The 24,038-nt window shown below is 40.3% G+C and carries 18 protein-coding genes and 1 pseudogene; 13 read left to right on the top strand and 6 right to left on the bottom strand.

The window, feature by feature from the left end:
- Nucleotide 1: 1 nt before the first annotated feature.
- The 9 genes from J8M01_RS05105 (at nucleotide 2) to J8M01_RS05065 (ending at nucleotide 14,143) form a co-directional block, all read left to right on the top strand.
- Nucleotides 2-2,554, top strand: a complete 2,553-nt coding sequence (locus tag J8M01_RS05105; protein WP_211057230.1) for a sensor histidine kinase — start codon at nucleotides 2-4, stop codon at nucleotides 2,552-2,554.
- On the top strand, nucleotides 2,554-4,341 hold the full coding sequence (locus J8M01_RS05100; RefSeq protein WP_211057229.1) for a hypothetical protein: 1,788 nt from the start codon (nucleotides 2,554-2,556) through the stop codon (nucleotides 4,339-4,341). Before J8M01_RS05105 ends, J8M01_RS05100 begins: the two co-directional genes overlap by 1 nt.
- Before the next feature lie 296 nt (nucleotides 4,342-4,637).
- Complete coding sequence (locus tag J8M01_RS05095; RefSeq protein WP_211057228.1) at nucleotides 4,638-4,790, top strand: hypothetical protein; 153 nt, start codon at nucleotides 4,638-4,640, stop codon at nucleotides 4,788-4,790.
- A gap of 417 nt (nucleotides 4,791-5,207) precedes the next feature.
- Nucleotides 5,208-6,596: a gamma-mobile-trio recombinase GmtY gene (gene gmtY, locus J8M01_RS05090; RefSeq protein WP_211057227.1), complete on the top strand. Its 1,389-nt coding sequence runs from the start codon at nucleotides 5,208-5,210 to the stop codon at nucleotides 6,594-6,596.
- Nucleotides 6,589-9,165: an integrase family protein gene (locus J8M01_RS05085; RefSeq protein WP_211057226.1), complete on the top strand. Its 2,577-nt coding sequence runs from the start codon at nucleotides 6,589-6,591 to the stop codon at nucleotides 9,163-9,165. Before gmtY ends, J8M01_RS05085 begins: the two co-directional genes overlap by 8 nt.
- 2 nt (nucleotides 9,166-9,167) lie before the next feature.
- On the top strand, nucleotides 9,168-9,812 hold the full coding sequence (gmtX, locus tag J8M01_RS05080; protein WP_211057225.1) for a gamma-mobile-trio protein GmtX: 645 nt from the start codon (nucleotides 9,168-9,170) through the stop codon (nucleotides 9,810-9,812).
- Nucleotides 9,813-9,925: 113 nt separating this feature from the next.
- The gene (locus tag J8M01_RS05075) at nucleotides 9,926-10,495 is read left to right on the top strand and encodes a recombinase family protein (protein ID WP_211057224.1); all 570 of its coding nucleotides are present in this window, start codon (nucleotides 9,926-9,928) and stop codon (nucleotides 10,493-10,495) included.
- 88 nt (nucleotides 10,496-10,583) lie between these two features.
- Complete coding sequence (locus J8M01_RS05070; protein ID WP_211057223.1) at nucleotides 10,584-11,573, top strand: AAA family ATPase; 990 nt, start codon at nucleotides 10,584-10,586, stop codon at nucleotides 11,571-11,573.
- A gap of 29 nt (nucleotides 11,574-11,602) precedes the next feature.
- Complete coding sequence (locus J8M01_RS05065) at nucleotides 11,603-14,143, top strand: S8 family peptidase (RefSeq protein WP_348772716.1); 2,541 nt, start codon at nucleotides 11,603-11,605, stop codon at nucleotides 14,141-14,143.
- A 120-nt stretch (nucleotides 14,144-14,263) separates the two neighbouring features.
- Here the strand turns inward: J8M01_RS05065 and J8M01_RS05060 are convergent, their stop codons facing one another.
- The 4 genes and pseudogenes from J8M01_RS05060 to J8M01_RS05050 all read right to left on the bottom strand — a co-directional run bounded on the left by J8M01_RS05060 (nucleotide 14,264) and on the right by J8M01_RS05050 (nucleotide 16,875).
- Nucleotides 14,264-15,559 (bottom strand): DUF5623 domain-containing protein, encoded by a 1,296-nt coding sequence (locus J8M01_RS05060; protein WP_211057222.1) that lies wholly within the window; start codon nucleotides 15,557-15,559, stop codon nucleotides 14,264-14,266.
- Between the two features lie 534 nt (nucleotides 15,560-16,093).
- Nucleotides 16,094-16,474, bottom strand: a pseudogene (locus J8M01_RS05055) (IS3 family transposase); the annotation flags it as partial.
- A gap of 134 nt (nucleotides 16,475-16,608) precedes the next feature.
- Entirely contained in the window at nucleotides 16,609-16,734 is a 126-nt protein-coding gene (locus J8M01_RS24165) for a hypothetical protein (RefSeq protein WP_282100508.1), read from the bottom strand.
- 6 nt (nucleotides 16,735-16,740) lie between these two features.
- Nucleotides 16,741-16,875, bottom strand: a complete 135-nt coding sequence (locus tag J8M01_RS05050) for a transposase (protein ID WP_211057220.1) — start codon at nucleotides 16,873-16,875, stop codon at nucleotides 16,741-16,743.
- 468 nt (nucleotides 16,876-17,343) lie between these two features.
- Here J8M01_RS05050 and J8M01_RS05045 point away from each other — a divergent pair, with 468 nt between their 5' ends.
- From J8M01_RS05045 to J8M01_RS05030, 4 genes are all read left to right on the top strand, one after another.
- Entirely contained in the window at nucleotides 17,344-18,645 is a 1,302-nt protein-coding gene (locus J8M01_RS05045; protein WP_211057219.1) for a DEAD/DEAH box helicase, read from the top strand.
- 507 nt (nucleotides 18,646-19,152) lie between these two features.
- A complete protein-coding gene (locus J8M01_RS05040; RefSeq protein ID WP_211057218.1) occupies nucleotides 19,153-20,184 on the top strand; it encodes a hypothetical protein in 1,032 nt (343 codons plus the stop codon).
- A gap of 440 nt (nucleotides 20,185-20,624) precedes the next feature.
- On the top strand, nucleotides 20,625-21,467 hold the full coding sequence (locus tag J8M01_RS05035) for a hypothetical protein (RefSeq protein ID WP_211057217.1): 843 nt from the start codon (nucleotides 20,625-20,627) through the stop codon (nucleotides 21,465-21,467).
- Nucleotides 21,468-21,502: 35 nt separating this feature from the next.
- Nucleotides 21,503-21,991, top strand: a complete 489-nt coding sequence (locus J8M01_RS05030; RefSeq protein WP_211057216.1) for a hypothetical protein — start codon at nucleotides 21,503-21,505, stop codon at nucleotides 21,989-21,991.
- Nucleotides 21,992-22,212: 221 nt separating this feature from the next.
- Here J8M01_RS05030 and J8M01_RS05025 read toward each other — a convergent pair whose 3' ends face one another.
- Together J8M01_RS05025 and J8M01_RS05020 are read right to left on the bottom strand one after the other, a co-directional pair.
- On the bottom strand, nucleotides 22,213-22,461 hold the full coding sequence (locus tag J8M01_RS05025) for a DUF3297 family protein (RefSeq protein ID WP_192509103.1): 249 nt from the start codon (nucleotides 22,459-22,461) through the stop codon (nucleotides 22,213-22,215).
- 522 nt (nucleotides 22,462-22,983) lie between these two features.
- Nucleotides 22,984-23,826 carry a hypothetical protein gene (locus J8M01_RS05020; protein WP_211057215.1) on the bottom strand — a complete coding sequence of 281 codons (843 nt, stop codon included), beginning with the start codon at nucleotides 23,824-23,826 and terminating at the stop codon, nucleotides 22,984-22,986.
- Nucleotides 23,827-24,038: the final 212 nt, after the last annotated feature.

The following is a 24,038-nucleotide window of genomic DNA, read 5'->3' as shown; positions in this document are numbered from 1 at the left end:
AATGAGTAGGGATGGCGATGCTCTTGAAGAAAAAAAGCAACAAGACGATGAGCTGCGACTAAAAATAGATGCCCATGTTGTTCGCCAGCTAGGGGCCGAATTAATCAGCGGACCTGAAATAGCTTTGTTAGAACTTGTAAAAAACTCGTTCGATGCTGATGCAGATTATTGTCAAGTCAGTATAGAAACTGGTTACGAAGAGGTTGTGAACGGATTTACTTATAAAGGAAAAATCTCCGTTAGTGACAATGGGCATGGCATGAGTCGCTCAATTATTAATCAGAGCTGGTTAACAATAAGTCATTCAGAAAAAAGACTAGCAAAGTCTTTAGGCCAAAAAACGAATAAGCATGAGCGTAATTATACAGGAGACAAAGGGCTTGGTCGTCTTGGCTCGATGCAATTGGGGCAATTGTGCAGAATAAATACCCATAACTCGCATGGTGGGAAAGGCTTGCAGGTCTACTTTGATTGGAGTCACTTTAAGCAAGGATGTACGTTAGATTCAGTCGCGATTTATGAAGTTGAACTAGAGCCAAAGAAAAAAAGCGGAACTGAAATTGAAGTTTTGGGCCTGAGCGACATCGAATATTGGCGAGAGGAAAAGAATCTAACAAAGCTGAAATATAAACTTTCATCAATGGTTTCACCTTTCGGCCACTTAAAGAACTTTCAAGTATTTCTTAATATTGAAGGAATAGAGCATGAGTTAGAGGTGGTTGATGAAAAGGTAAACTCTTTATGTGCTAGTCAGTTTGATTTCAAAATTCAAGGTGGAAAAGTCATTACTGAAGGCGTGTTAAAATTAACTAATTTTACACCAGCGGATTCAAACGATAAGAGCTATTTCGAGAAGTTTGCCATGGCTGATTCGGGCAAAAAGCTCTTCGAATATCTAATTAAAGATAAGGCTCTTTCAGAATATAAACAAAATGAAGCCGATGGTTCGTATTTCATTAAGTTCTATAAAGAGATAGAAATTAATGATATTAGTGGAACAAGTAAACGACTAAAAAAGAATGTGGTAAATATGGGGGAGAAAAAGGATGATCTTCTCTCTAACTTTACTCACCCTGGTGACTTCGATGGAAAGATATATCAGTTTGTGTTTAAAAAGAATAACTTACAGCTGGAAGAGCTCACCTTCAATGAAACAAAGACGTTAGTTCAAGAGTTAACAGGTGGTGTTGCTGCATATAGAGATGGCTTTAGAATTGGCTCAAAAAGAAGTGACTGGCTAGGTTTAGCTGACGATATGACTAGCGGTAGTGGCTCTTACTCATTACGACCAATGAATACTGCAGGTTATATAAATTTAACGTGGGAGAATAACCCTGGCCTTCAAGAAAAATCAGATCGAGAGAGCTTTATAGAAAATGAGGCTTTCTATAGTTTTTATATCCTATGTCAGGAGATAATTGGTTCTATAAACAAGTATTTAAACTATAGCAGAAGAGCAAGTTTAAAATTTATTCGTCACTGTAATGAAAAAGAAGCGGATAAGCCTGAAAGCTATTCTGGTAAACATGCAATTATAGAATTAGATAGTTTGACTCGAGGAGCTGAAAGTGTCAGAAAGAATGTACAAAAAAGAAACAATAGCGCCCACGTTTTTTTTAACGAGTCGAAGGCATACTTAGATAAAGCAATAGTCGAAAATGAGCAGAGTTTATTTCATGATCCGGCTTTAACAGCACAAATTGAAAAGATAAAAAATAAAACTGAAGAATTGGAAGCACAATTTAACGAGTATGCACTTGGATATGAAGAGTTTACTACAAAGTTAGGACAGCATATTATCTCAGTAGAGAAGCTGAAATTCGAAATAGAAAGTTATGAAGAACAGATAAAAGCATTTTATGATCACGTAGCGATAGGGCTATCTGCACAGGCCCTGGCCCACGAGGCAAATTCTCAAGTCAATAATATCTACATTCATTTAAATGCGGCTCTATCTAGATTAAAAGAGCTAGGTATCAAAGACCAGTTATTAACTAAGAACCTTCTATCTATCAGGGGGGATACTCAGGTCCTGTCTAAGTCCATTAGCTCCCTGGATCCATTAGTTCGCGCACACAGAAGTGTATTAGAAACATTCAATGTCGGTGATGAAATAGAGCATTACTTAGATCTGAGAGTGAACTATTTTAGAGATAAAGGAATTGAGATTCTATTTAATGCAGAGGGGCCACAGCGCTCTATTAAGTTTAATAGAGGTAAATTTTTCCAGGTAGTCGATAACATAGTCCGGAATTCTGAACATTGGTTAGAAGTTTATGCTACTCATTACCCCAAAAACGAATTAGAAATTCACATTGAGCTTACCAATAATTTATTAACTATATGGGATACAGGGAAAGGAGTTCGTCCAGCTTTGGAAGGCATGTTATTTGACATGTTTGCGAGTGATAAGAAAGACGGACAAGGGCTTGGGTTGTTTATTGTAGACACCCTGCTTAGAGAAAGAGGGTGTTCTATCACTTTACTAGAAGAAAGAAATGAATTTGGTAGAAGATATAAGTTTGCAATAAATTTGATAGAGGCCATGGATTGATGACAGCCGTAGAACAATTTCAAGAAAGTGTATTCAAAGCAACCAATATAAAAAATGTCATTTGGATAGATGACTTCTTTAAGGAAGGTGGGCAGCAAAGCCAAAGCTTAGAACGATTGCAAGAACAAATTAACGTATTGCGAGAAAATAACGATACTGATCAATTGGAAAAGTTTCCTGAACTTGAACATATCGACTTCTCAGCCCCATTACCCGTTATAAAAAACCAGCTTCCAACAGATACAACTGTTATAGAGAGTATATTATCAAAACTTGATGGTACTCAAGATGACCTAAATAAGGAGTCTTTTGAGAGCTTTTGCCAGTTGTTTGAAAAGCATTTCAATTTTGAGGCGATGTCATTAACCAGCTGGAATAAGAGAAAAGATAAACTTATCGAAAGTAAAAACACTTTGTTTTTCGTTGATTTAGACTTTTCGAAAGATGGTGGAGCTCAAGATGAAGGAAAATATATAATCGAATTTTTGCTTAAGAATAAGTCAGAATCTCAGTATTGTGTTTTATTTACCCATAATTGTTTGCATGGCTCTGCCGAGGAAGAGCAAAGATTGGAGGTAATAAGTCAACTGCCGGACAATATTACACATCATACTTTCTCTGTGCTTTCGAAATCCATTTTTAATGATGAGGGCGGTGGTTCTGGAATAGGCTTTAAGGCACCTGAGCTATTAAAACGAGCATTTATAAGAAAGCTTTGCTGTGAATTAGCATCCTCCATATCAAACGAAATGAAGAAGTGTATTGATGAGATTAATAATCAACTTAATCAGCACTCAGTATATGAGCTTGATGGTTCTATATTTCACCGAACTCTAAAGGAAGGCGCGTCTGAATTTGAGGTGTTACACCGACTATTCTCCTTAAAGCAGTCTTCAGCGGTGCATGAAATTGTAAAATCTAGTCCTGACACAATTGATGCTTTGAGAAGGCTCAGAGGTATTCAAAAGATCGAATTTAAGCCGAAAAACGCTGAAGAAAGAGAACCTTATAAATATTTCAAACAAAACTATAAACCAGGTGAATTATTTCTGAAGTTAAGAGAAGGTGAAATTTGGACAGATGCTACATCATTAAATCGAATTCATTCTCCTCTCCGTTGTGGCGATACGTTTGAAGTATATAGTGAAGACAAAAACAAAAGCTACGTTCTTTTAGAACAGTCTTGCGATCTGATAGTAAGAGACAATGGTAACCGAAAATTAAATGAAGCTCTATTGGTACCATTCGATGTAGTCAATGTGGATAATAAAGACAAATTAGATTATGAAGAACACCGAAGCCTAACAGAGGTTAACTCTCTATCAAAATTTTATACGATTTCGACAAGGCGAATAGATGGATGCGTGGTAATTTTTGATTTTTCAAAAAGCTTCAATGTTAATCTAAATTTATTGGACATATGTGTTTTTAATGACCAAGGAGAGGCTATTTTTGAAGCTGAAAAAGAGGAATGCCCAAATCTTATATTTCTTCCCGGATGGATGGAAAAGTATAGTGTTCTCTTTGATAAGCTTGTTGATAAGACTAATCATAACTTCCAGATAAGGTCTTTAGATTCAATATGTAAGACCTTGATAAATGTTACTATGGATAACAGACAAGGCATAAGTATGAGGGTTGCTGAAGGCAATCAAACTCTTTCTATGAATATTCGCAGAAGAAATCGACTAAATTCCCCCTTTGTTGATGTATTGTTAAGAAAGCTCTACGCCCACAAAACTAGGTTGCCACTTGATCATGATTTTTCAGATTTTTCATGGGACTAAATAGTGTATGGAGCTTTATTGCTAATAAATGCTCCTTTAGTGGGGGGAATGCTTATGTTTAGGGTGATACGAGGCGTTAAATGTGCAGGAAGCCAAGCTTCATGGATCAAATAGACTTTCACGCTCTAGGTGATACCCAGAATTTATGTTAGAGGGTTGCTTAGGTAGAGTAACAGAGGGACATGTGTGCCAATTTCTGGAAGTATGTGCGGAAAGATTTATATCGTTGATGAAGGTGAAAATGTATCAAAAAAGATCATACTGAACTATTGGTCATAATTAAAGGAATATGAAAAATGCTAGATTTAACAAATGAAGATCTGCAAATCATTAAAGAAAGTCTTACTCATTACAAGCAGAGAATCGTTGACTATAAAGAGTACCCTGATAAAGATTTCAAAGGAAAACAGTTGCTGAGAGTAGAAAGGGTTCTGGGAAAAACTGAATAAAGGATGAAACTTTATTATTTGAAATTTGAGCTGAACAGAGAAGCTACTTAAACTGAGTATGAATCTTTATTTTCCAATCTCAAATTTCCAAACTAAATTACAAACCCTACAGCCCCGCTCAGTATGAAACTTTATTGCGGGGTCACATTTTTTTGTGGGTGAACAATAAAGATATACATACTTAATATTTATAATCAAACCTAATCTTGAGAGCTTATTCTTTCATTGAGTAAGCTCTTTTCCTTTCAATAATTCAAATAATGTACTAAGTAAAAGTATCATCAAATAATCAAACGGTCAGTCAAATGGATATCGTTCGTTTGAATGCCAAAGTTTACCGTAGTAATGCTGGTGTCTATGAAGAATTACCAGTATTACTGACTGAAGAAGGGGGTAGTTGAATCTCACCTGTCCTATTTGCTTGATCACGTTCATGTAAGAAGTCAAAGTTGGCTTGATAAGCAAGTAACGGCTTTAAAATTATTTATTCAATTCCTCGATGCAAATAATCAATTAGCACTGACTCCAAAAGAGTTTTTCAAAGTATTTGTTCAGCAGCTCTATAGCGGAACCATAGGCACAGATGGGTTAGATCCTAGCATGTTATTTTGGATGCCTCGTCGTGTGACCACCGCAAATGCCATCATAAACTCACTGGCTAACTATTCTGATTGGTTGAGTGAGAATAGAGAGCTTGAGAATTTTTTGAGTATTTCTGATACTTCAAGCTACGATGAACGGATCAATTGGGCTGCTTGGCACCACAAAAGGAATCGTGCTTTTCTAGCACATACTTGGCAGCTTCCTGATAAAGGTGAGATCAGATATAGACCTGATTATGCCAAACAATCTAAAACAGCGCGTATTGAAGCCCCAAAAATCTTTCCGGAAAAGTATTTTGCTCAATTACTTTTTGAGGGGTTTTCAAACTACGGTCATCGGTATGACAGCAATCTCGGTACCAGACTAAACTTAAGAGATATTTTGATCACCTTGCTGTTAAACGGTTCTGGTTTACGCATGAGTGAGCCTTTTCACCTATACATTCAAGATGTCACTTTAGACCCCGTAATAGCAAGAGAAACAGGCAAACAAGTTGCGTTGGTACGCATCTATCACCCAGCAGAGGGTACAGCCCCGCATGACTGGCAGGTTAAGTCGAATGGTCAAGCTAAGACCAGAGAAGGTTATTTAAAAACCAAATATGGCTTATTACCAAGAAATCGATCAGCAGACAGAACTTACCGCGCTGGTTGGAAAGTAAAAAAACTAGATAATCAGCAGGAAAAATACATTCATGTGCAGTGGTTTCCCCTCATTTTTGGAGAGTTGTTTTATGCGTTTTGGAAGCTCTACCTTCGACAACTTAGGCATATACCAGTCAATCACCCATTTGCATTTATTTCTTTGTCAGGTCCACAGGCAGGTCAGCCACTTTCAATCACTGCATATTATCAAAATCATCAAAGAGCAGTAAAAAGCATCGGTTTAACGCCGTCAAAACTGTCTGGTACAAGCCCTCATGGCCATCGGCATGCGTATGGGCAGCGGCTCAAAAACGCGGGTATAGACCCTTTAGTGAGGCGAAACGCACTCCATCATTCAAGTCTCGAGTCGCAACTTGTGTACTGTGAGCCGCAGTTCGATGAAGTATCTAGTATGTTAATGGAAGCCGATAAGCGATTAGCTTCAGCTGAAAAAACGCAACCAGTAGTGCGTAACTATTTAGCTCAAGGGTTCGACGATGTTGATCCACAAGAACTACTTTCAGGGCGAGGCTATCTTGTAGAGGGAGGTGATGATTAGTAAGCCTTATTCACCCAATAACGGGATCACCGAAGACATTACATTTCAGTGGTTAACTGACATGTATGGTGACGAGTATCGTACTTGGGCAAAGTTATCTAACCGCTGGTTAGCAAGGCAGCACAAAGGTTTGTCATCAAAGAAAAATGCCTTGAATCGGTTCTATAAATCTTTCATGGTACCACTAAATTTAGCCAGTAACCCTTTAACATTTATTGATAGGAGTACACCCGTACCAGACTTTTTTGAAGAGGCTATAAAACCAAGTAAATCGTACATAGATCCCGTTGGAAAACGCCAAGCGATAACTTATAACAACTACCTTCAGCAGTTTCTTACTTATGTCTTGGAGGACTTGGTTGGGGTGGAAGATGACTTCGGCAACCTTACTATTCCGCATAAGTATCGCAATCCATTCTCGATAAAGCGTAGAACAGGATTGGAAGTGGCTGAAACAGTCAGAACTCCACTCCCTTACAAGTATATTCAAGAACTGCGAGAGATCATCTGCCCAGAAAAAGCGGAATCGTTTAAAGATTGGGTATGGGCACAAAAAGCAGGAGATGCGATTAGCCAAGGGAAATATGGGGGTGATTGGTTTGAAGTGACACCAACCGATATTGACTATGCTGATCCAAACTGTGTGTGGCGTGAGCGTATCATTCCCAAAGGAAAAAGTTATGGTGGCATAACCCTGTACAAAGATAAAAAAGTGTATGAATTGTGGTGTCCTGCTTCAGCGGTTGCTTTATATCTAAAGCTAGAACTGCCATTGAGAACAGCACAAGTTCGCTGGTTAGACTCAGGTGAAGCTGATTTATGGCGGTATCAAAATGGTTCTTGGGTTAAAAATACAGGAAAGTTAGCACCAGCCACTAAATTGGACTTATCTCGTTATTCAATAGGTAGAGGTGTGTTTAGGCGCATTCAAAGTGCAGAAGGTGACTCAAGTGCGCTTTTTATCAATACGAATAAGACCTCAGATATTCTGAAAGATGGATTATCAAAAGGCTACACCATTCCATGGCAACATGAGCGAGTTTTGAAGTGGCTTGAGCTGCTAAGGAACTGGCAAGAAAAGTACAACCCAATTGAGAGGCCAATGCAATGGTCGGAACTAAAACGCAAGCATCTAGGGGACATAAAAAGTAAAGCGCAATTGGAAGAGATGATACCAACTTGCTTTTTATTTAGACATCGCTCTTCAATTTCAGAATTCGATTTTCAGTGCCCAATAAGTGATAAGGAGCCTGCGAAGCTGTGGTTTAAGCTTTTGTCTGAGCTAGAGCAGCGCTGCGAACAGCGCAGGGAAATGCTTACAGATAATAGGCCGATAAAGTTTGTAAAACCGAGTCATGGCACTTTTCGAAACTACATCAGCACATACTTTCCATTGCATACTTTAAGAGTGTCACTGATCACTAGCTTTGCTTTAGAAGGTGGTGTGCCAATCCCCGTCCTGTCAAAGTTAGTTGCTGGGCACAGCCGCATCATCATGACTTTGTACTACACCAAAATTGGTCAGGCATATATGAAAAAGGTGATGTCGGAAGCTGAAGATAAGTTACGTTTAGCGTCGGAGCAACAGTTCAAAGAGTTTTTGATTAACACCGAATATAATGATTTGAAGTTAGGCGCTGCATTTAATGATGATTCAGCACTGCGAGCTGTGAATGCGGGCTCACAGGTTAGCTGGCAAGTGATGGACAAAGGGATATGCCCTGTTGGTTGCCAAGAATGTGACAATGGCGGCGAACAAACAGCCAAGCTTGGTAATGCGCCGTGCAGCTTTGCTCCTACCCCAAGGGATTTTCAAGGCAACGCAAAAAACTGCGTAAGATGCCGTTGGTTTATTACTGGACCCGCATTCATGCCTGGTCTTATTGCTCATTTTAATAACCTTAGCTTTGAAGCCAGTGAGGCGGGCGAACGTCATAACGCTTTTGAAGCTAACCTAGATGCATTGAAGCAAGTGAAATTTGAAGCAATGGATGCTAAGGAGCCATTTACAAGAGAGGCTGATTTAAAAGCAGCTGAATTTGAATATGAGAGAGAAGCAACAAAGGTCGATGCGTTGATGAATGATATGCATGCTACGTATCGGTTAATTGCTCAATCAACTCAGATAATGAATAGCACTGATGAAACTAAACTACAGTTGCTCAGTGAAAGTGGCTTCTCGGATGTAACTGCTCAGCTTGAAGACAACTCCCAACTAACTCAGTTGGAAGTCGTATGCCGCAACGCAGCACTTTACCCCTATTACGATGCATCAAAAGCGGTGCTTAAGCGTGGCCAAGCGATAGACTTAATGTTGAGAGCAAATGGCCAAGATCCACTGATGTTGTATTTACCTGATGAGGATAAGCTTAAAGTAGGTAATCAAATCATGCTCCTCATTGAAAATAGAGTGGGTTCGTTCGACAAAGCCATACAGTTTGTTGAATCTCAAAATTCATTGGCTGAGATCGGTTTTCCAAATGCTATCGGGGAGTACGTAAAAACTGAAATGAGTAAATCAGCGAACTTAATTGGCTACCTAAACCCATATACGACACAAGGAGAGTGAAAATGACACCTGATAGTCTATTTGAATCGTTATCGAGTCAGTTGGGTACCAGAAAGCAAAGGTCGCTTCAGCTTATCCATCAAATATGCGCAGAGCAGCAAGAGCGCAATAGTCATGACTTTTCCATCGCTACGATAGGCAAGCTGTCCAAAGCGCGTGGAGGCCCTTCTGAACAGGCAATACGCAATAAAAATGGTGATGAATATAGGCAATTGATAGCTTCTTGGCAGTGTACACATAATCACAAAAGGCTTGGTCGCACACCTGTAGAGCAGCCTCAAGATGTTCTAAAGCTAATAAATGAGCCTTCAGTTCGCGCTGAAGTTGGCTTAATGCTAGCGGAACTCAAACAGTTAAGGGGCGAAGTTCGGTTACTTAAGTCACTCAACAAAGACACAATCATCATTGATAAATCTATTCACCTTCGAGGTAATTCCAATTCAAAGGTAGAGTTACTGCCAGCAATACCACTCTCAAGCGCCGAGCTACATGCTCTCGAGAACGCAATATCGCCAGCAACATTTGAAAATAATGGCTGGCAAGAAGACCCTAAAGATCACTCAGTCAGAAATCAGCATGGAAGAAAGGTATTTGAAGTAGGGTTTGTATCAGCTATCAAAACGGTACTCGATCATACAAAAAAGTAGTGTAAAGAAAACGGTCGTTTGATTGACATTCAAGTGACAGAAATAATATGCAAGCGATTTTAACTATAAAGTGTTAAAATACTCGTAAAATAATCAATGTAAATAAATAGTTCATGAATCAACGGATTGGTTACGCTAGAGTTTCTACTGACGACCAGAGCTTAAACTTACAACGGGATTCATTGAAAGCTGCCAAATGCGTCACGATTTACTTAGAAAAAGTTTCAAGTAGGAAGGCAGAAAGAATCGAGTTAGAAAATTGTATAAAGGCTCTTCGTCCGGGTGACACGCTTGTAGTATGGCGTTTAGACAGGTTAGGAAGAAACCTAAGCGATCTTGTAAAATTAGTAACAATGCTTGATAAAAAAGGTGTTTTTTTAGAAAGTCTTCAGGAAAAAATTGAAACCGAAAGTGCAACAGGAAAGCTAACTTTTCATGTATTTGCTGCACTTGCAGAATTTGAGCGTAATCTAATTAGCGAAAGAACTAAAGCTGGGTTAGAGTCGGCAAGAGCTCGAGGCCGGCTTGGTGGTCGGAAAGCAAAATTGAAACCTAAAGATATAAAAGAAATAAAGGCTCTGCTGAAAGATCCAAATATTCCGGTTACTGATATTGCCAAGCGCTATGGTGTATCTAGAACAACAATATATAACAATGTTGGGGCGGCTAGCTCAAGGGGCTAGAATAAATCAAGGTGCTAAAATTAAGTAGTTATATGTTCACATTTCATAGTAAAATGATAGTATCAGTCTGTCTAAGGGAGATTGAGTAATGGCCACTGCGGAACAATTAAAAGCACTTCTAAGAAGTCATGCTGAACGTGACGATCAGCGCTTTTACTCTATTGCTCTTCAAGTTGCTGCCAAAGAAGCTAGGCAGGGACACAATAAACTTGCCAGTGATATAAAAAACTTGGTCGAGAAGTCGCAAAGTTCGACACGCAATATTAGCCTTGCATCTTCGAAGCCAGTTCATTTGGCTCAACAGAATAACAGCGATTTGAAGGGGCTGCTGGAATTAACCCCACATAGTGTACGTATTAATGAGGTGGTGTTATCTGAGGACATACATGAACGAATGGGTCAGGTAATATTAGAACAACGTCAAAAAGATAAATTAAGTCGGTTTGGGCTGCAGCCTCGTAGAAAACTGTTGTTCACGGGCCCTCCAGGTACAGGGAAAACAATGTCAGCCTCTATGTTGGCCACAGAGCTGAAATTACCGCTGTACACAATAGTTTTGGATAACTTAATCACTCGCTTTATGGGAGAAACAGCGGCTAAATTACGTTTGATTTTTGATCATATTCGTCAAACAAGGGCCGTATATTTATTTGATGAATTTGATGCGATCGGGACACAACGCGGCTCTCCAAATGATGTTGGTGAAATTCGTCGAGTATTGAATTCATTTTTACTATTTGTTGAGCAGGATGCTTCAGAAAGCATAATCATTGCAGCAACAAACCACCCTGAACTGCTTGATCAGGCTCTTTATAGACGGTTTGATGACATCATTAAATTTGAAAAGCCTAAATTAGATCAAATATGTCTTTTAATACAAAACCGTTTATCACTTTTTGGTACTGATGACTTTGATTGGAAGTTAATTTCCAAGGCTGCTAATGGACTTAGTTCAGCCGAGATTACTCGCTCTTGTGAAGATGCGGCGAAAGAAGCAGTATTAAACTTTGATGCAAAAGTGACTAGTGATATGTTGCTTAAAGCATTTTCTAGAAGGCATTCCGGAAATAATAAATAAACAAAACAGGTGTTATAGGGAGTATAGTAGTGACGAAAAGGAAACATTTGGATGTAGCTCGTTTCTTCGTCGAGGAGCCTTTTAGATCCAAGAGAACGGGTAGGAATTCAGGTATACCAGGCCAGAGTCGCGGCCAACATGGGGCTAAACTTGGTAGGCAGTACCAAGCTGTATTGGAACGGTATAGTGCACAATCTGAACAGAGAGAAGCTCCGATAACACCGGATATGGGGATATATGTCGAAGTTATCGGGGTACCTGGGATCAAACTGCCATTAGATAGCCTAGATAATAGGGACTTTAAACTGTGTACTTGCAAGCACAGTGGTGTTCAAGAAGTTGCATTAATCTTTATTCCAGAAGAAAGGCGAGGCACGTTCCATAAAAAACTTGAGCAATATTTAGATCCTAGCAAAGATGGAAAGCATAATGATGAAGGGGTTTCCTTTCCTAGAAACCATACGCTTATAGATAGTATTGAGGAAATAAGGCTAGCAAACCTAGAATCTTTCTGGACAGATCCTGCAGAATTGTTCCCGACAAACCGTGAAGTCCAAGTGTGGTGGGAGTTATGGCTAAAAAAAACCGTTGATGGTGACGCGAATGAAATTGCTCAAACTCTCGCAAATAGAATCAATGGGCGTATAGGTAATACATCAATTACCTTTTTCAATTCTACAGTTGTGCTATTAAAAGCTTCTGTAAATGAATTAGAAAAAGCCCCTGAACTAATCTCTAATTTAGAAGAACTCAGAAAAGCAAAGGATACACCTGTACCAATTATCGATTCATCTCCAACTGAACAGCAAGAGTGGTTGAAAAGTATAGCTGATAGAGTTCAATTTACAGAAGGAATTAAAACAAGTGTATCTATATTGGATACTGGGGTGAACTTCAATCATAGTCTTTTACAAAAAGTTTGCAGAGATGAATTCTCAGTAACTTGGGAACCTAGCTGGCCAAAGTATGATGAATACGTGCCTGCAGCTCCTTTCAATGATCATGGCTCATTACAAGCTGGTTTAGCTGCATTTGGCGATTTGATGAATGTAGCTTTAAACAATCAGCCTATTACTTTATCACACGTTATAGAGTCAGCCAGAATATTACCCCCTCTAGGTGGGAATGATCCTATGCTGTATGGTGCAATAACTGTTGGGACCGCATATAAGCTGGAAATTGATAGACCTGATATGAATCGTATATACAGTCTTGCAGTTACATCAGATTACGAAAGGGAAAGCGGGAGGCCTTCTTCATGGTCTGCGGAAATAGACCAGTTTTGTTCTGGGATGGAGGACGGGAAACGACGCTTGTTCGTTATATCAGCGGGTAATAATCTTAATATCAGTACAGCTCTGGACTATTGGGAGCAAGTTGGTCTCGCTCAAATAGAAGACCCTGCACAAGCCTGGAATGCGATAACAGTTGGAGCCTACACGGATATGACTACAAATGATGACCCCATTTTCCAAGGGTGGTCTCCGTTTGCGCTTGCCGGTGATGTGGCTCCATCGAGTCGTTCTTCGGTCAATTGGTCATGGAGACGGCATGCTCCAATCAAACCTGATGTAGTAGCGGAGGGTGGGAACAGACTTTTATCACCGGACCGAACTGAAGTGAGCAATGAAGATGTTGTTGCATTACTAACGACATCTGGAAAAACAGTAGGACAAACGTTTGAGAGAGGGAGTGATACGAGTGCTGCATGCGCTTTAATATCTAGAGTCGCGGCGCAACTCACTGCAGAGTACCCCGAACTTTGGCCTGAAACAGTCCGAGGGTTAATCGTGCATTCTGCTGAGTGGACACCAAGAATGCTAGAACGGTTTGGTTTATTGAGTGGTCAGCATAGCCCAAAGATTGCTAAAGAGACACTGCTTCGTACAGTTGGTTATGGTGTACCAAATATTGATAAAGCTCGATTCAGTGCTAATCATGCTCTTACTTTGATTGCAGAAGGGGAACTCCAGCCTTTTATTAAGCCTCAAGGGGCGAGTTCTTCAACAGATCCTAAGCTCAATCAGATGAAGCTTTACCAACTTCCTTGGCCATTGGCCGAACTTCAAAACCTGCCTCCCGAGCTTGAAGTCAAACTGAGAGTTACCCTATCTTATTTCATTGAGCCTAACCCAGGTAGAAGAGGTTACCGGACAAGGTACAGTTATCAATCACACGGCTTGAGATTTGAAACTATTAGACCTGGTCAATCACTCGATAACTTCAGGGCATATATTAACGGGCTTGCAAAGAATGAGGAATATGAAGGTCCTGAAGGAGACACTGAAGGATGGTTTTTGGGCGCACAATTAAGAACTCGAGGATCTGTACATTCGGATATTTGGTCTGGTAGTGCCCAAGATTTGGCCGATATACATACGATAGCGGTATTCCCTGTAGGGGGGTGGTGGAAGTATAAAACGGCAGAAGAACGCTGGCAGAATAGAGTAAGATTTAGTGTTTTAGTTAGTATTGAAGTGCCAGATCAGAACATAGATATTTACTCCGTTATCGATAATAAGATTAAGATAGCCATAGAAAACCAAACTCAAATAGAAATAGGTACATGATTTTATGTTGTTAAATCTAGAGTGAGTTATTTCATTATTTGTACAAACTTATCGGGTAAAAAAGCCTACCCATATATTTTATATGGACGTAGGCTTCGGTTGGAAAACCTCAAGTAATATTTATAGAAGTTTTGAGGTAAATTTAATTGAAGTGTCGAGTTTTTCAATCATCTTTCTCAAGGGCTCACAATCTACATAAGCTTCTAGCAACATATCTTTTAATTCCTGTAGTAGGCTGACAACGCCTTCTGATGAATTGGCCTGTAGTAAAAAAGGGTCAGATTTGTCTATGTTACCATAATAGAAAAGCTCGAATTTATCAGTAATGCTCCGATCATATTCAGAAAAAAACCAATCCTCCAACTTGCTTTTAACTAAAGATAGCCGTTTACTAACACCGCTAGCCCTTGCTGATGAGTGTTGAATAGCTTTTATTAGCCTCGCCGCTCGTTGATGTGACTCAATCGACATAATAGCATTTGGGCGACGTTCATTGTAAGCTGACCCCCAGCTTCTCATTGGCTGTGTCTTATTACTTGGCTCTCTAAATATAGTGCTTTTCGCCACCGCCCTTTTTTTATCTTGGTGTGTAACTGATAACGGGCTGTAAAAAGTATCATGTCCTTTAGAAGATATGCCAGCCCAACTTTCTATGGTTATCGGGGGAGGAATGTTGTCAATTTTTGTCATCAAACTAAGAAAGTCGTATTCCGTGGAAGCGTCCGTAGCGACGAACATGCTTGAATATCCCGGGTAATACATTCCCGCCCACTTTGAAGCTTGCAAATACCAATTGTGCTTTTTAGCCCAAGCAGCTCTTTTACCTTCTATAGTAGGGCTACAGTAAGGCTCATCAATTAAGATAAACTGTCCTGTATCAGGATCATACCAGCAGCTTGAGTGATCGGCGTTAGGCAATATGTTGTTATAATCTCCATCTGGATAAGCGCTTTCTTCATCATCGCTAGGTTTTAATCCCGTAGCTTCCATAAATCTTAAGACCCTTACTGCTTTGCAGATTTTGTTTATGGCTTCTTCTTGTGAATGGCTAAAGTGATCGTCAACGAAGAGATCTGGCGAAGCGAGTCTAAACTGCCCTAGAGCGTATGAGTGGCTAAGTTCTCGTTTGGTAGCGATTTCTAATAAAGGCCTTGAAAGCTCAATTTCAAGCACTTCACGTCCAGAGTTAAGGCGTTTTCCATCATACCAATAAACAGTGAAAAACAAGCTGTGAGATGAATTTTTAGTATTTGTATTTTTTAGTAGTTTGCGTGCATGTGAGAAGTTTTCAAAAGAGGCTTCTCGAGCGGCAAGATTCAAAGCTTCATGATGAGGTACTTTAAGCGATTTTTTGAGTTGCTTAGCTTGACGTTTGATACCACCAATTGTCGATGGGTAAGTATTTTTGTCCAACATATTTAATCTCCTGGCTTGTCTTAAAGCGTCGCTCGTCAACCACTCAACAAGCCCGAATAAAAAATATTGGGCAAGTAAAATAACAGAAAGTAGTACTTCAAAAGCTTTGCAACGACGAGCGGCAGGCTCCTACCAAGAGCTTTATCTTTATAAGGCAAAAACAAAAAGAATGCAACTTATGTGAATGATCTACAAAATAAGTACGATACGTACAGATACTTGTAAGAGATTCAGAAAAGAAAGCTCATCAATTGACGCTGTTAGATTTTGTATGTAATCAATTTTAGTTATTGAAAATTATGTAAAAAATCAAGTTTATTATAATTTCAATATGCACTTATAAAGTGCGGGGCGACATTTTTGTGACTTCGGAATAAAGTATTGGTGCAATAAGCTACTCTCAACCAGCTTAATTCTAAAGTCTCTTTCAGTGGCGCAAGTCAAGCAATGATCTAGGTAGCTTGAAGTCGACTGTTAGGTGACCACTTTTATAACCTTTATGAAAAGTGACGAGAAGGTTTTTAGAGGGCGATATCAATCATCTAAAAACCATTTAAACCAACACTTTATCACTCTCTCAGCCGTTAAACTGGTATCAACCTCAATCGCTAATGCTTGTCGATTGAAGTCATCGAGTACATTCAATGTTCTAAAGCGATGTCCGTAGCTTAGTGCATCACTCATAAAGTCCATTGACCAAGATTCATTATGTTGCAGTGGGGCACTTAATGGTTCTGGCGTTCTCGTTGGTACACGGCGTTTTCCTTTACGTCTCAAATTGAGTTTTAGCATGTTGTAAACACGTTCAACACGCTTCTTATTCCAAGGTTTACCCTTGTTGCGAAGCCTTTTAAATAGTTTGGGCAGCCCCCATCTTTGGTGACGTTCGACCAATGCTAGCAATGCGTCGATAACCTCATCATCTGATGGCCGTTTATGTTTTTAATAAAAAACTGAGCGGCTTAGCCCTACCACTTCACAAGCAAATGCGACACTGACGTTAAATTGGGATCTTAAATGTTCTACCCAAGCTCTGCGCCTACTTGTTTTTACAGCTTTTTTGCGATGATATCCTCAAGCGTCGAGTGCTTTAGGCTAAGCGTTGCAAACATATCTTTTAGCTTACGATTTTCTTCTTCAAGTTCTTTGAGGCGTTTAACATCAGACGCTTCCATGCCACCCTACTTTGAGCGCCATTTGTAAAATGTGCTTTGGCCGATGCCATGTTTACGGCAAATCTCAGGCACTGGAATACCTGATTCAGTTTCTTTGGTCATGCTGACAATTTGAGTTTCGGTAAACTTGCTTTTGCTCATCGTAAATTTTCCTATTTTAGTTAATGGAAAATTCTACTTATGGACTGTTTCATTTTTTGGGGGAGTTACACTTTTATGCAGTAATAGCGTGCTATTACAAATGAAAGCAACGCCGAGAGTGAGAAAAATAGCTTTATTGTGCACATTTGCTTATCTAGAACTGAGGTTAAGTACCAATGCGTACTGTGACATATGATGTGAGTGATGCACCAAAGATCTGCCGATTATGCAACGCAGAGGTGTGTCGCGTGCAAGGTTGCCCCGTTGAGCAATCGGCGGTGAGCCATACTTAAAGCGTTAAACGTACCGTGCTGATAGGTTAGGTGATGAGCGAATATGGCTGGGTTGTGAAACAGAATGCTAGTCTTACCTACAAGAATTGCCTCATTTCACAGATAACACTAACCAAACTGTTCAAAAATACGCTAAAATCGCCGGCTACTTTTTTAGCATTGAGCTGACCCCTTTATGACCTTAGCGACACCGCCTAGTAACTTTACAGACCTTGGCCTGATCCCCCCTTTATTGGCGCGATTAGCTGAATTGGAATACACCACCCCAACGCCAATTCAAGCACAGGCGATTGGCAGTGTGTTAGCTGGACGTGATTTAATTGCTGGAGCGAATACCGGGTCGGGTAAAACGGCTGCATTTGCATTGCCATTGTTGCAACAGCTATCAAAACAACTGCAAGCAAGTACGTCTACAAAGCACGAAAAAGGCAATTTTGTTTCAGGGTTAGTGTTAGTGCCAACTCGCGAGTTGGCGACGCAAGTGGCGGATAGCATTAAATCTTATGCTGCACATTTTAATGGTGCAATTAAAACCACGGTTGTTTTTGGTGGGGTGTCGGTTAATAAGCAAATGCAAAACCTACGCGGAGGCAGTGACATTGTGGTGGCAACGCCAGGTCGATTACTTGACTTAATTGCCAGTAATGCCATAAAACTCGATAAAGTGTGTACCTTGGTACTAGATGAAGCCGACCGCATGCTGGGACTCGGTTTTGCTGATGAGTTATCTAAGTTGCTGGCCTTAATGCCAAGTGAAAAGCAAACCATGTTATTTTCTGCCACTTTTCCTGAGCAAGTAACAGCACTGACAGATAAACTGTTAATTGATCCTGTTGAAATTCAAGTTCAAAGTCGCGATGCAAGTACAGTGATACAGCGGGTATTTACAGTTAACAAAGGGCAAAAAACGGCCCTGCTAACGCACTTAATTCAGCAGCATAAGTGGCGACAAGCGCTTATATTTGTCAATGCGAAAAATCACTGTGAGCATTTGGCACAAAAATTAGAAAAGCAGGGCATTAATGCCAAAGTGTTTCATGGTGACAAAGGGCAGGCGGCGCGCACGCGTACGTTGGAAGCATTCAAGTCAGGTGAAATTGAGGTACTTATTGCCACTGATATTGCGGCGCGAGGGCTAGATATTGCTAAGCTCCCTGTTGTGATTAATTTTAACTTGCCAAGAAGTCCTGCAGATTATATGCATCGTATTGGTCGAAGTGGTCGTGCCGGTGAAATTGGGCTGGCGTTATCTTTGATTGATCATGATGATTATCATCACTTTAAAATCATTGAAAAGAAAAACAAAATTCGACTTGAACGAGAGCAAATTTCTGGGTTTGAGGCTGATGATGTTAACCCTGAACTTGCAGCAGATAAACCGATGGCTAAGCCCGAAGGGACTGGTAAGAAAAAACGTAAGCAGCAAGCTGATCCGGATGATGAAGTATGGACGGGTTGGAAAAAGCTATCTAAATAACCTCAGCTCTAGATAAGCGAATTTGCCCAATAAAGCTATTTTTGTCACTCTCGGCGTTGCTTTCATTTGTAATAGCCCGCTATTACTGCATAAAAGCGCCTTGATATTGAAAGAAATATCATCATTGGATTGTACGTAAGTTTGTTTATAAAACACCTTCTATTCCAAAACCCTTATCCAAACCTGAGGTTAAGTAACGATACCAATGCTGGGGAAAGCTCCTCAGCTCTATACTCACACCGGTGTTAAATTATGATTGTTGGCACTCACTCACTTCTTGATTATCTTAAACAAAGGTTAGACGATTTCCCCTCCTAAAATCTCTTTCAATAATTTCCCTTCTCACTGAGTTGACTTATGTGATGAGGTATAAATGAAGCCTATTGTAATTTGTTGTAATAACGCTTTTGTAACACCTACTATAAACTTGCCTACATAATGCGCTGAACCAGTTTAAAGACAAGGGTTATTTCAAGACAGACTGTTTAACAATCAAGGACCAATAACATGACGATTAAAAACAACCAACAACCGGCACCAGGATGGGTAGGTGGATTCGAAGAGTCCAATGCATTATTTTCGTATCCAGATCCTAATTTATCATCGTTACATATGCTAGATAACATGGCGAATATTGATAAATTGCAACGCCAGCAAGAAGTTTTATGGCCAGAATTTAGCTGGGAAACGCGTAAAGACGAAGAAAATACACGCAGGTGCTATCAAATGTTTGCACCCGATATTTCCCGTATAGGCTATACCAATGAAGGCCGCGTTTATTCCATTATTTGTCCTCAACAGGGGGCTTATTCACCCTCATTTGGTGCGCTAAACGTTGAAGTCACCGTCACTGGCCAGCGAGGTTGGGTGAATGAAACGAATAAAACAATGGCAGCGGATATGTCTGTAGTAGGTAAAATTTGGTTTAGCCCAAGTGCAAAAACCACTAAGGCTTTCAAACTATTAGAAAGTTTATTTCAGGCTATGAACTTACCATTCCCGTTATCAAAAACGACCGCAATCGTAGTGAAAACTTCTTTGCCGGGTGATCCAAACCAAGTGATATTCCCGCTCAGAAAGGGGCAAAGCCACGACTTTGATATTCCCGCGTTCGCTAAGCATATAGGTGAGGCGTGGGATGTTGCGCATTTAAATGTAGAAATTGGCGATGTTGAAAAAGTAGGTCACGATATCGTTGATGATTTTAACCAGTTATTTATGGATTTTTTCAATTTGGCGTCGGGCAATATGCTGCAAAATGGTAACGTGTTAAGTTGGAATGTATGGTTTAGTGCGCCACAAATCGTGGATCAGACAGAGTGGAGTGAACATGCTAAAAAATGGCGAGACTCCATAGATACCGGTCATGGTAGTCCGGATGGCGAAGGTACTGTCGCGCGTTATTATGATGGCACCGAGTTTAAGCCTGCTGAAAATTTACTGGATATCGAAAAAGAGCGCCTTGCTGATTTTCTTACCAAGCACTTTTCGGTCATTGGCAAAGAAAAAGTAGACGCGTATCTCAAAGCGCAGCTTTAAGTAACTAGCTTACTATCGCTTTTATTAACCTCTGTTGGTGGCTACCTGACCAACCAACAAAGGTTAATAATGTCAATAATTCACACTTTGCGCGCATATTCCATTCGATATTTTTGCTACTTAGAGTTGTAAAGCAATGAGCCAAAGCCCCACTTTTATCCTAATCTGGTGATGTTAAATCTGGCTTACATACCCTGTACTCACTCACTTCCTTCCTTTATTTAAATAAAAACAAACAACTTAAACCATTGATTTTAATAAACATTATAATTCATTAGCAAATATTACTAAATGTTATCTGGCATTTACAGTTGTTGAGAAATAACCAATGATGACATCCATTGACTGCATCGGTGGTTCATTGTGATATGCGATATTGATATTGACGCCGGAGCGTATGAAAAGTGTTTGAGCCTTAGTGTGGGGTTGAGGGAGATAAAATGATTAGGTACTTAATTGTGGCTTTTTTATGTGGTGGGGTGGCTAGCGTGTCACTATTGAAAGCCGCATCAAAAGAGCCGACCGTAAATGAAGTCACCGCGCTGAGTGAGGATGTTCCTGCTAGCACGTGTAATTCATATGAGGTGAAGCAAGAAAATGCCATGTTGAGGGAGCGTATTAAGCACCTTGAGCCGCCTTTATCTTCAGTTGTGCTAGAGCGTCACACAACAGACACTGCATTACCTAAACAAAAGCAGAATGACGGCGAGCTTGATGCTGCGTCTATCGCAACCATCAAGAGCCAACTGGCAGTGTATTCGGTTAAACCGGTGATGCTACAGCTCACTCGACAGCTCGCTTTGGATGAAAATCGACAGCAGGCTGTGGAAAAACTACTTGATGAGAAAGCCGCGCAAGATTTTGTATCTTGGCAGCGTTTTAGTCAGTTAGCCAATGATGGGCCTGACGACACAGATCTTTATCAACAAGAGTATCTGGATACCTTGTCTACGAATGCGATGGCATATCGCTCCAGTTTAGCAAGTGTGTTGAATGAAGCGCAATTGGCAGACTACCAGGCATTTGAATCGGAACAAGCTAATTTACAAGTTTATCAAAAGCAACAATCACTGTTGCATGCGGTTAAATCTCTAAACTTAGATGAGTATCAAAAATCTGAAGTTACTCGTCTATCAAAATATGTGTATTCCAAAGTACCTGACAACACGTTAGGTACGTCAGGCAGTCCATATGCTTTCCCAGCTGTGGTTGTGGACTCGGAAAAGTTGGCTGAAATTAAAGCCATATTTACTAAAGAGCAGCGTCAACATTTTAATTTATAAAGCTGCCAAAATTTAATTAATGTATAAGGATAGGTATGAAAACAGTAATTTTAACTGCAATTGCCGCGGTAGTAACACTCACGAGTGTGACTGCAGAAGCGAGAAGAAATTGCCCAGGTGGGCAAGGGTATTGGGATGTAGAAGTACGTAATGTGCGTGTGTGTGATACAGAAACGCAAACATACACAGAAACCAAACGCCATTGTGGCTACCAAGGTACGATTTGGTTAGGGCATTTATGGAACCAACCTGATTTTCCTCTACCAATGACGCGTTATGTAACCGGCAGCAGCGTTTTAGATGAAAGTAAAGCTTGTCCTGGTTCACAATATAAGCATGAAACGGGGACCTATTGGTACACTAAACCAGATGGTTTCAAAACGATTGATTGGTATAACTACAGTGGCTCAATTGGTTTAACGAGTAATCAGCTTAAAACCAGTACGCATACGCGCACCGTAGAAACGAATTGTAGAACTGAGCAAAAAGTAACGCGTGTATTTCGCTGTGGTCATCAGCCATAGGTAGTATCCCTTAGGCGTGATATAGCGCTGAAAGTAAGACCCCCTAACTTGTTATGAATAAAAGCTGTATATGTTAGTAATGCTGACATGTATGGCTTTTTTTGTCGGTGCGCTTTACTTGATAGGCTGATTGAAATATCTAAATGGTGAGTCGTACGCAATTTGATTGTTACTTATCGTTGCGGTGCATTTGACAAGCAACAATCGTGGCAGAGGCAGTTTTAGCGATAAAATGCTTCCACAGTGCCTTTGACAGTCAGCAGTAAAGGTTGGCCTCTACGATCAAGTGCCTTAGGAGACGCCACTTTAATCCACCCTTCACTAATGCAGTACTCTTCAACATCAAAGCGCTCTTTACCATTGATTTTAATACCAATATCATGCTCAAACACCGCCGCAACGTGATAGCGGCTGCGTGGGTTGATAGAAAGGCGATCTGGGAGTGTTGGTTGTGATGTGGTGTCGTTCATAGCATGACTTCTTATGAGTAAAATATGCGCCATTGTAGGCAATACAGCACCTATGCTCAAGTACCACTAAAAAGAAATATGCTGGCATATGGCTGGCCGTGTTATAGCTGCCCCCTTAAGTACGAGGGTGATTCTCCCTGCAAACACATCACTGACTTTGCCTGTTATGTGTCGAGTATAACCCTTATAACATCGCCTATTTTTTGGTGTAAATAACCTCAGCTCTGGATAAGCGAATTTGCCCAATAAAGCTATTTTTCTCACTCTCGGCGCTGCTTTCATTTGTAATAGCCCGCTATTACTGCATAAAAGCGCCTTGATATTGAGCTAAATATCATCATTGAATTGGACGTGAGTTTGTTTTCAAAACATTTTCTATTCCAAAACCCTTATCCAAGCCTGAGGTTAAACAGAGATTTCTATATTGAGCGTGGTGGATAGCACAAAAAGCCCATGAGAGAACGCCGGCTTTTTGTGGCTTATAGTCCATTCACTGAGTAACTTAGAGTGAGCGGTGAGCAGTTAAGGGTTAGCGCGAAAATAGATTGGGGGGTTATGTGGGTTGAGTGTTTCATCCATGATTAGTTCGCCATTCGGTATACTTTGATTGGCATGTTCTAACGAGTCGTATTGTTGATTATTGAAAATACTCGACACGACGAGTTCGAGGCCTTGATCATTAATATTTTTGCATTTTCTTACTTTGAATGTTGCGTTAACGGTTTCCCACTGACACTGTTGCAAAGATACGGTGACACCATTAATGATTTGTTGTTCAGGATGTTTCTGAAAATAAACTGGACCAACTTGGCAGTTGCTCGCTGCGGTGGTGCTTATCACGCCAGATTCTAGCGTGTGATTTACTGAGGGGTTATCGAATATTTGACAATGCGTCCCGACTGCAACCTTAGATGCAATAAAAGGAACGGGTGTGTTGTCAGGCGTGCTTTGACAGGTATATTGCGCGTAAGCACCCTGTAAAGCTTGCCATTGACAGTCAAGCAGTGTTTGTGTGAAACCATTTACAATTCGGGTTGGTGGTGCAGGCGTAAAGTAAACGGCATCGTTATAACAGCTGGTATCGTCATCAACGGTTATTGTTCCCTGCAACTTGGGCAGGTAACCCGTTTTTTTCGTTGCGACACAAAAGTCAGAGGCGCGAATATACATACGGCTGGCCACTTCAAATTCGTCGGTAAAGCGGTCGGTGATGTTGGTGCAATGCTGAGTTTCAGCGAGTGCCATGTCGGTGTTATATGCTTCTTTCCAATAGCAATTAAGCGGTGAGGAGGATGCGGCATACGTACTGATAGAAAAAAGCATAGTGAGTATGAGTAGTAGTGTTTTAACGCATGTATTGATCATTTTAATTTCCTTATAAATTGATGTCCTTTTTATTGTTAGCAAAGGTTTCCTGAATATAAAATGACTCGCGTACCTATTAATACAAAAACTGTGGCTATTATAATTGTATAAAAATATGCATTGAGCATTGGTGGATAGTTGACGGGTAGCAAAATGATTACTTTTCTCGGGGAATTATGGGTCGTTTTCGAAGAAAAATCGCAAGATTTAAT

Source organism: Pseudoalteromonas sp. MMG005 (assembly GCF_018101015.1).
GTDB lineage: Bacteria > Pseudomonadota > Gammaproteobacteria > Enterobacterales > Alteromonadaceae > Pseudoalteromonas > Pseudoalteromonas aurantia.
Note: the sequence above shows the minus strand (reverse complement) of the source record. Positions and strands in the feature narration are given on the sequence as shown.

Coding starts and splice junctions, on each gene's coding strand:
- J8M01_RS05105 (WP_211057230.1), top strand. CDS start 2: ATGAGTAGGGATGGCGATGCTCTTGAAGAAAAAAAGCAACAAGACGAT.
- J8M01_RS05100 (WP_211057229.1), top strand. CDS start 2,554: ATGACAGCCGTAGAACAATTTCAAGAAAGTGTATTCAAAGCAACCAAT.
- J8M01_RS05095 (WP_211057228.1), top strand. CDS start 4,638: ATGCTAGATTTAACAAATGAAGATCTGCAAATCATTAAAGAAAGTCTT.
- J8M01_RS05085 (WP_211057226.1), top strand. CDS start 6,589: ATGATTAGTAAGCCTTATTCACCCAATAACGGGATCACCGAAGACATT.
- gmtX (WP_211057225.1), top strand. CDS start 9,168: ATGACACCTGATAGTCTATTTGAATCGTTATCGAGTCAGTTGGGTACC.
- J8M01_RS05075 (WP_211057224.1), top strand. CDS start 9,926: ATGAATCAACGGATTGGTTACGCTAGAGTTTCTACTGACGACCAGAGC.
- J8M01_RS05070 (WP_211057223.1), top strand. CDS start 10,584: ATGGCCACTGCGGAACAATTAAAAGCACTTCTAAGAAGTCATGCTGAA.
- J8M01_RS05060 (WP_211057222.1), bottom strand. CDS start 15,559: ATGTTGGACAAAAATACTTACCCATCGACAATTGGTGGTATCAAACGT.
- J8M01_RS24165 (WP_282100508.1), bottom strand. CDS start 16,734: ATGGAAGCGTCTGATGTTAAACGCCTCAAAGAACTTGAAGAAGAAAAT.
- J8M01_RS05050 (WP_211057220.1), bottom strand. CDS start 16,875: ATGAGCAAAAGCAAGTTTACCGAAACTCAAATTGTCAGCATGACCAAA.
- J8M01_RS05045 (WP_211057219.1), top strand. CDS start 17,344: ATGACCTTAGCGACACCGCCTAGTAACTTTACAGACCTTGGCCTGATC.
- J8M01_RS05040 (WP_211057218.1), top strand. CDS start 19,153: ATGACGATTAAAAACAACCAACAACCGGCACCAGGATGGGTAGGTGGA.
- J8M01_RS05035 (WP_211057217.1), top strand. CDS start 20,625: ATGATTAGGTACTTAATTGTGGCTTTTTTATGTGGTGGGGTGGCTAGC.
- J8M01_RS05030 (WP_211057216.1), top strand. CDS start 21,503: ATGAAAACAGTAATTTTAACTGCAATTGCCGCGGTAGTAACACTCACG.
- J8M01_RS05025 (WP_192509103.1), bottom strand. CDS start 22,461: ATGAACGACACCACATCACAACCAACACTCCCAGATCGCCTTTCTATC.
- J8M01_RS05020 (WP_211057215.1), bottom strand. CDS start 23,826: ATGATCAATACATGCGTTAAAACACTACTACTCATACTCACTATGCTT.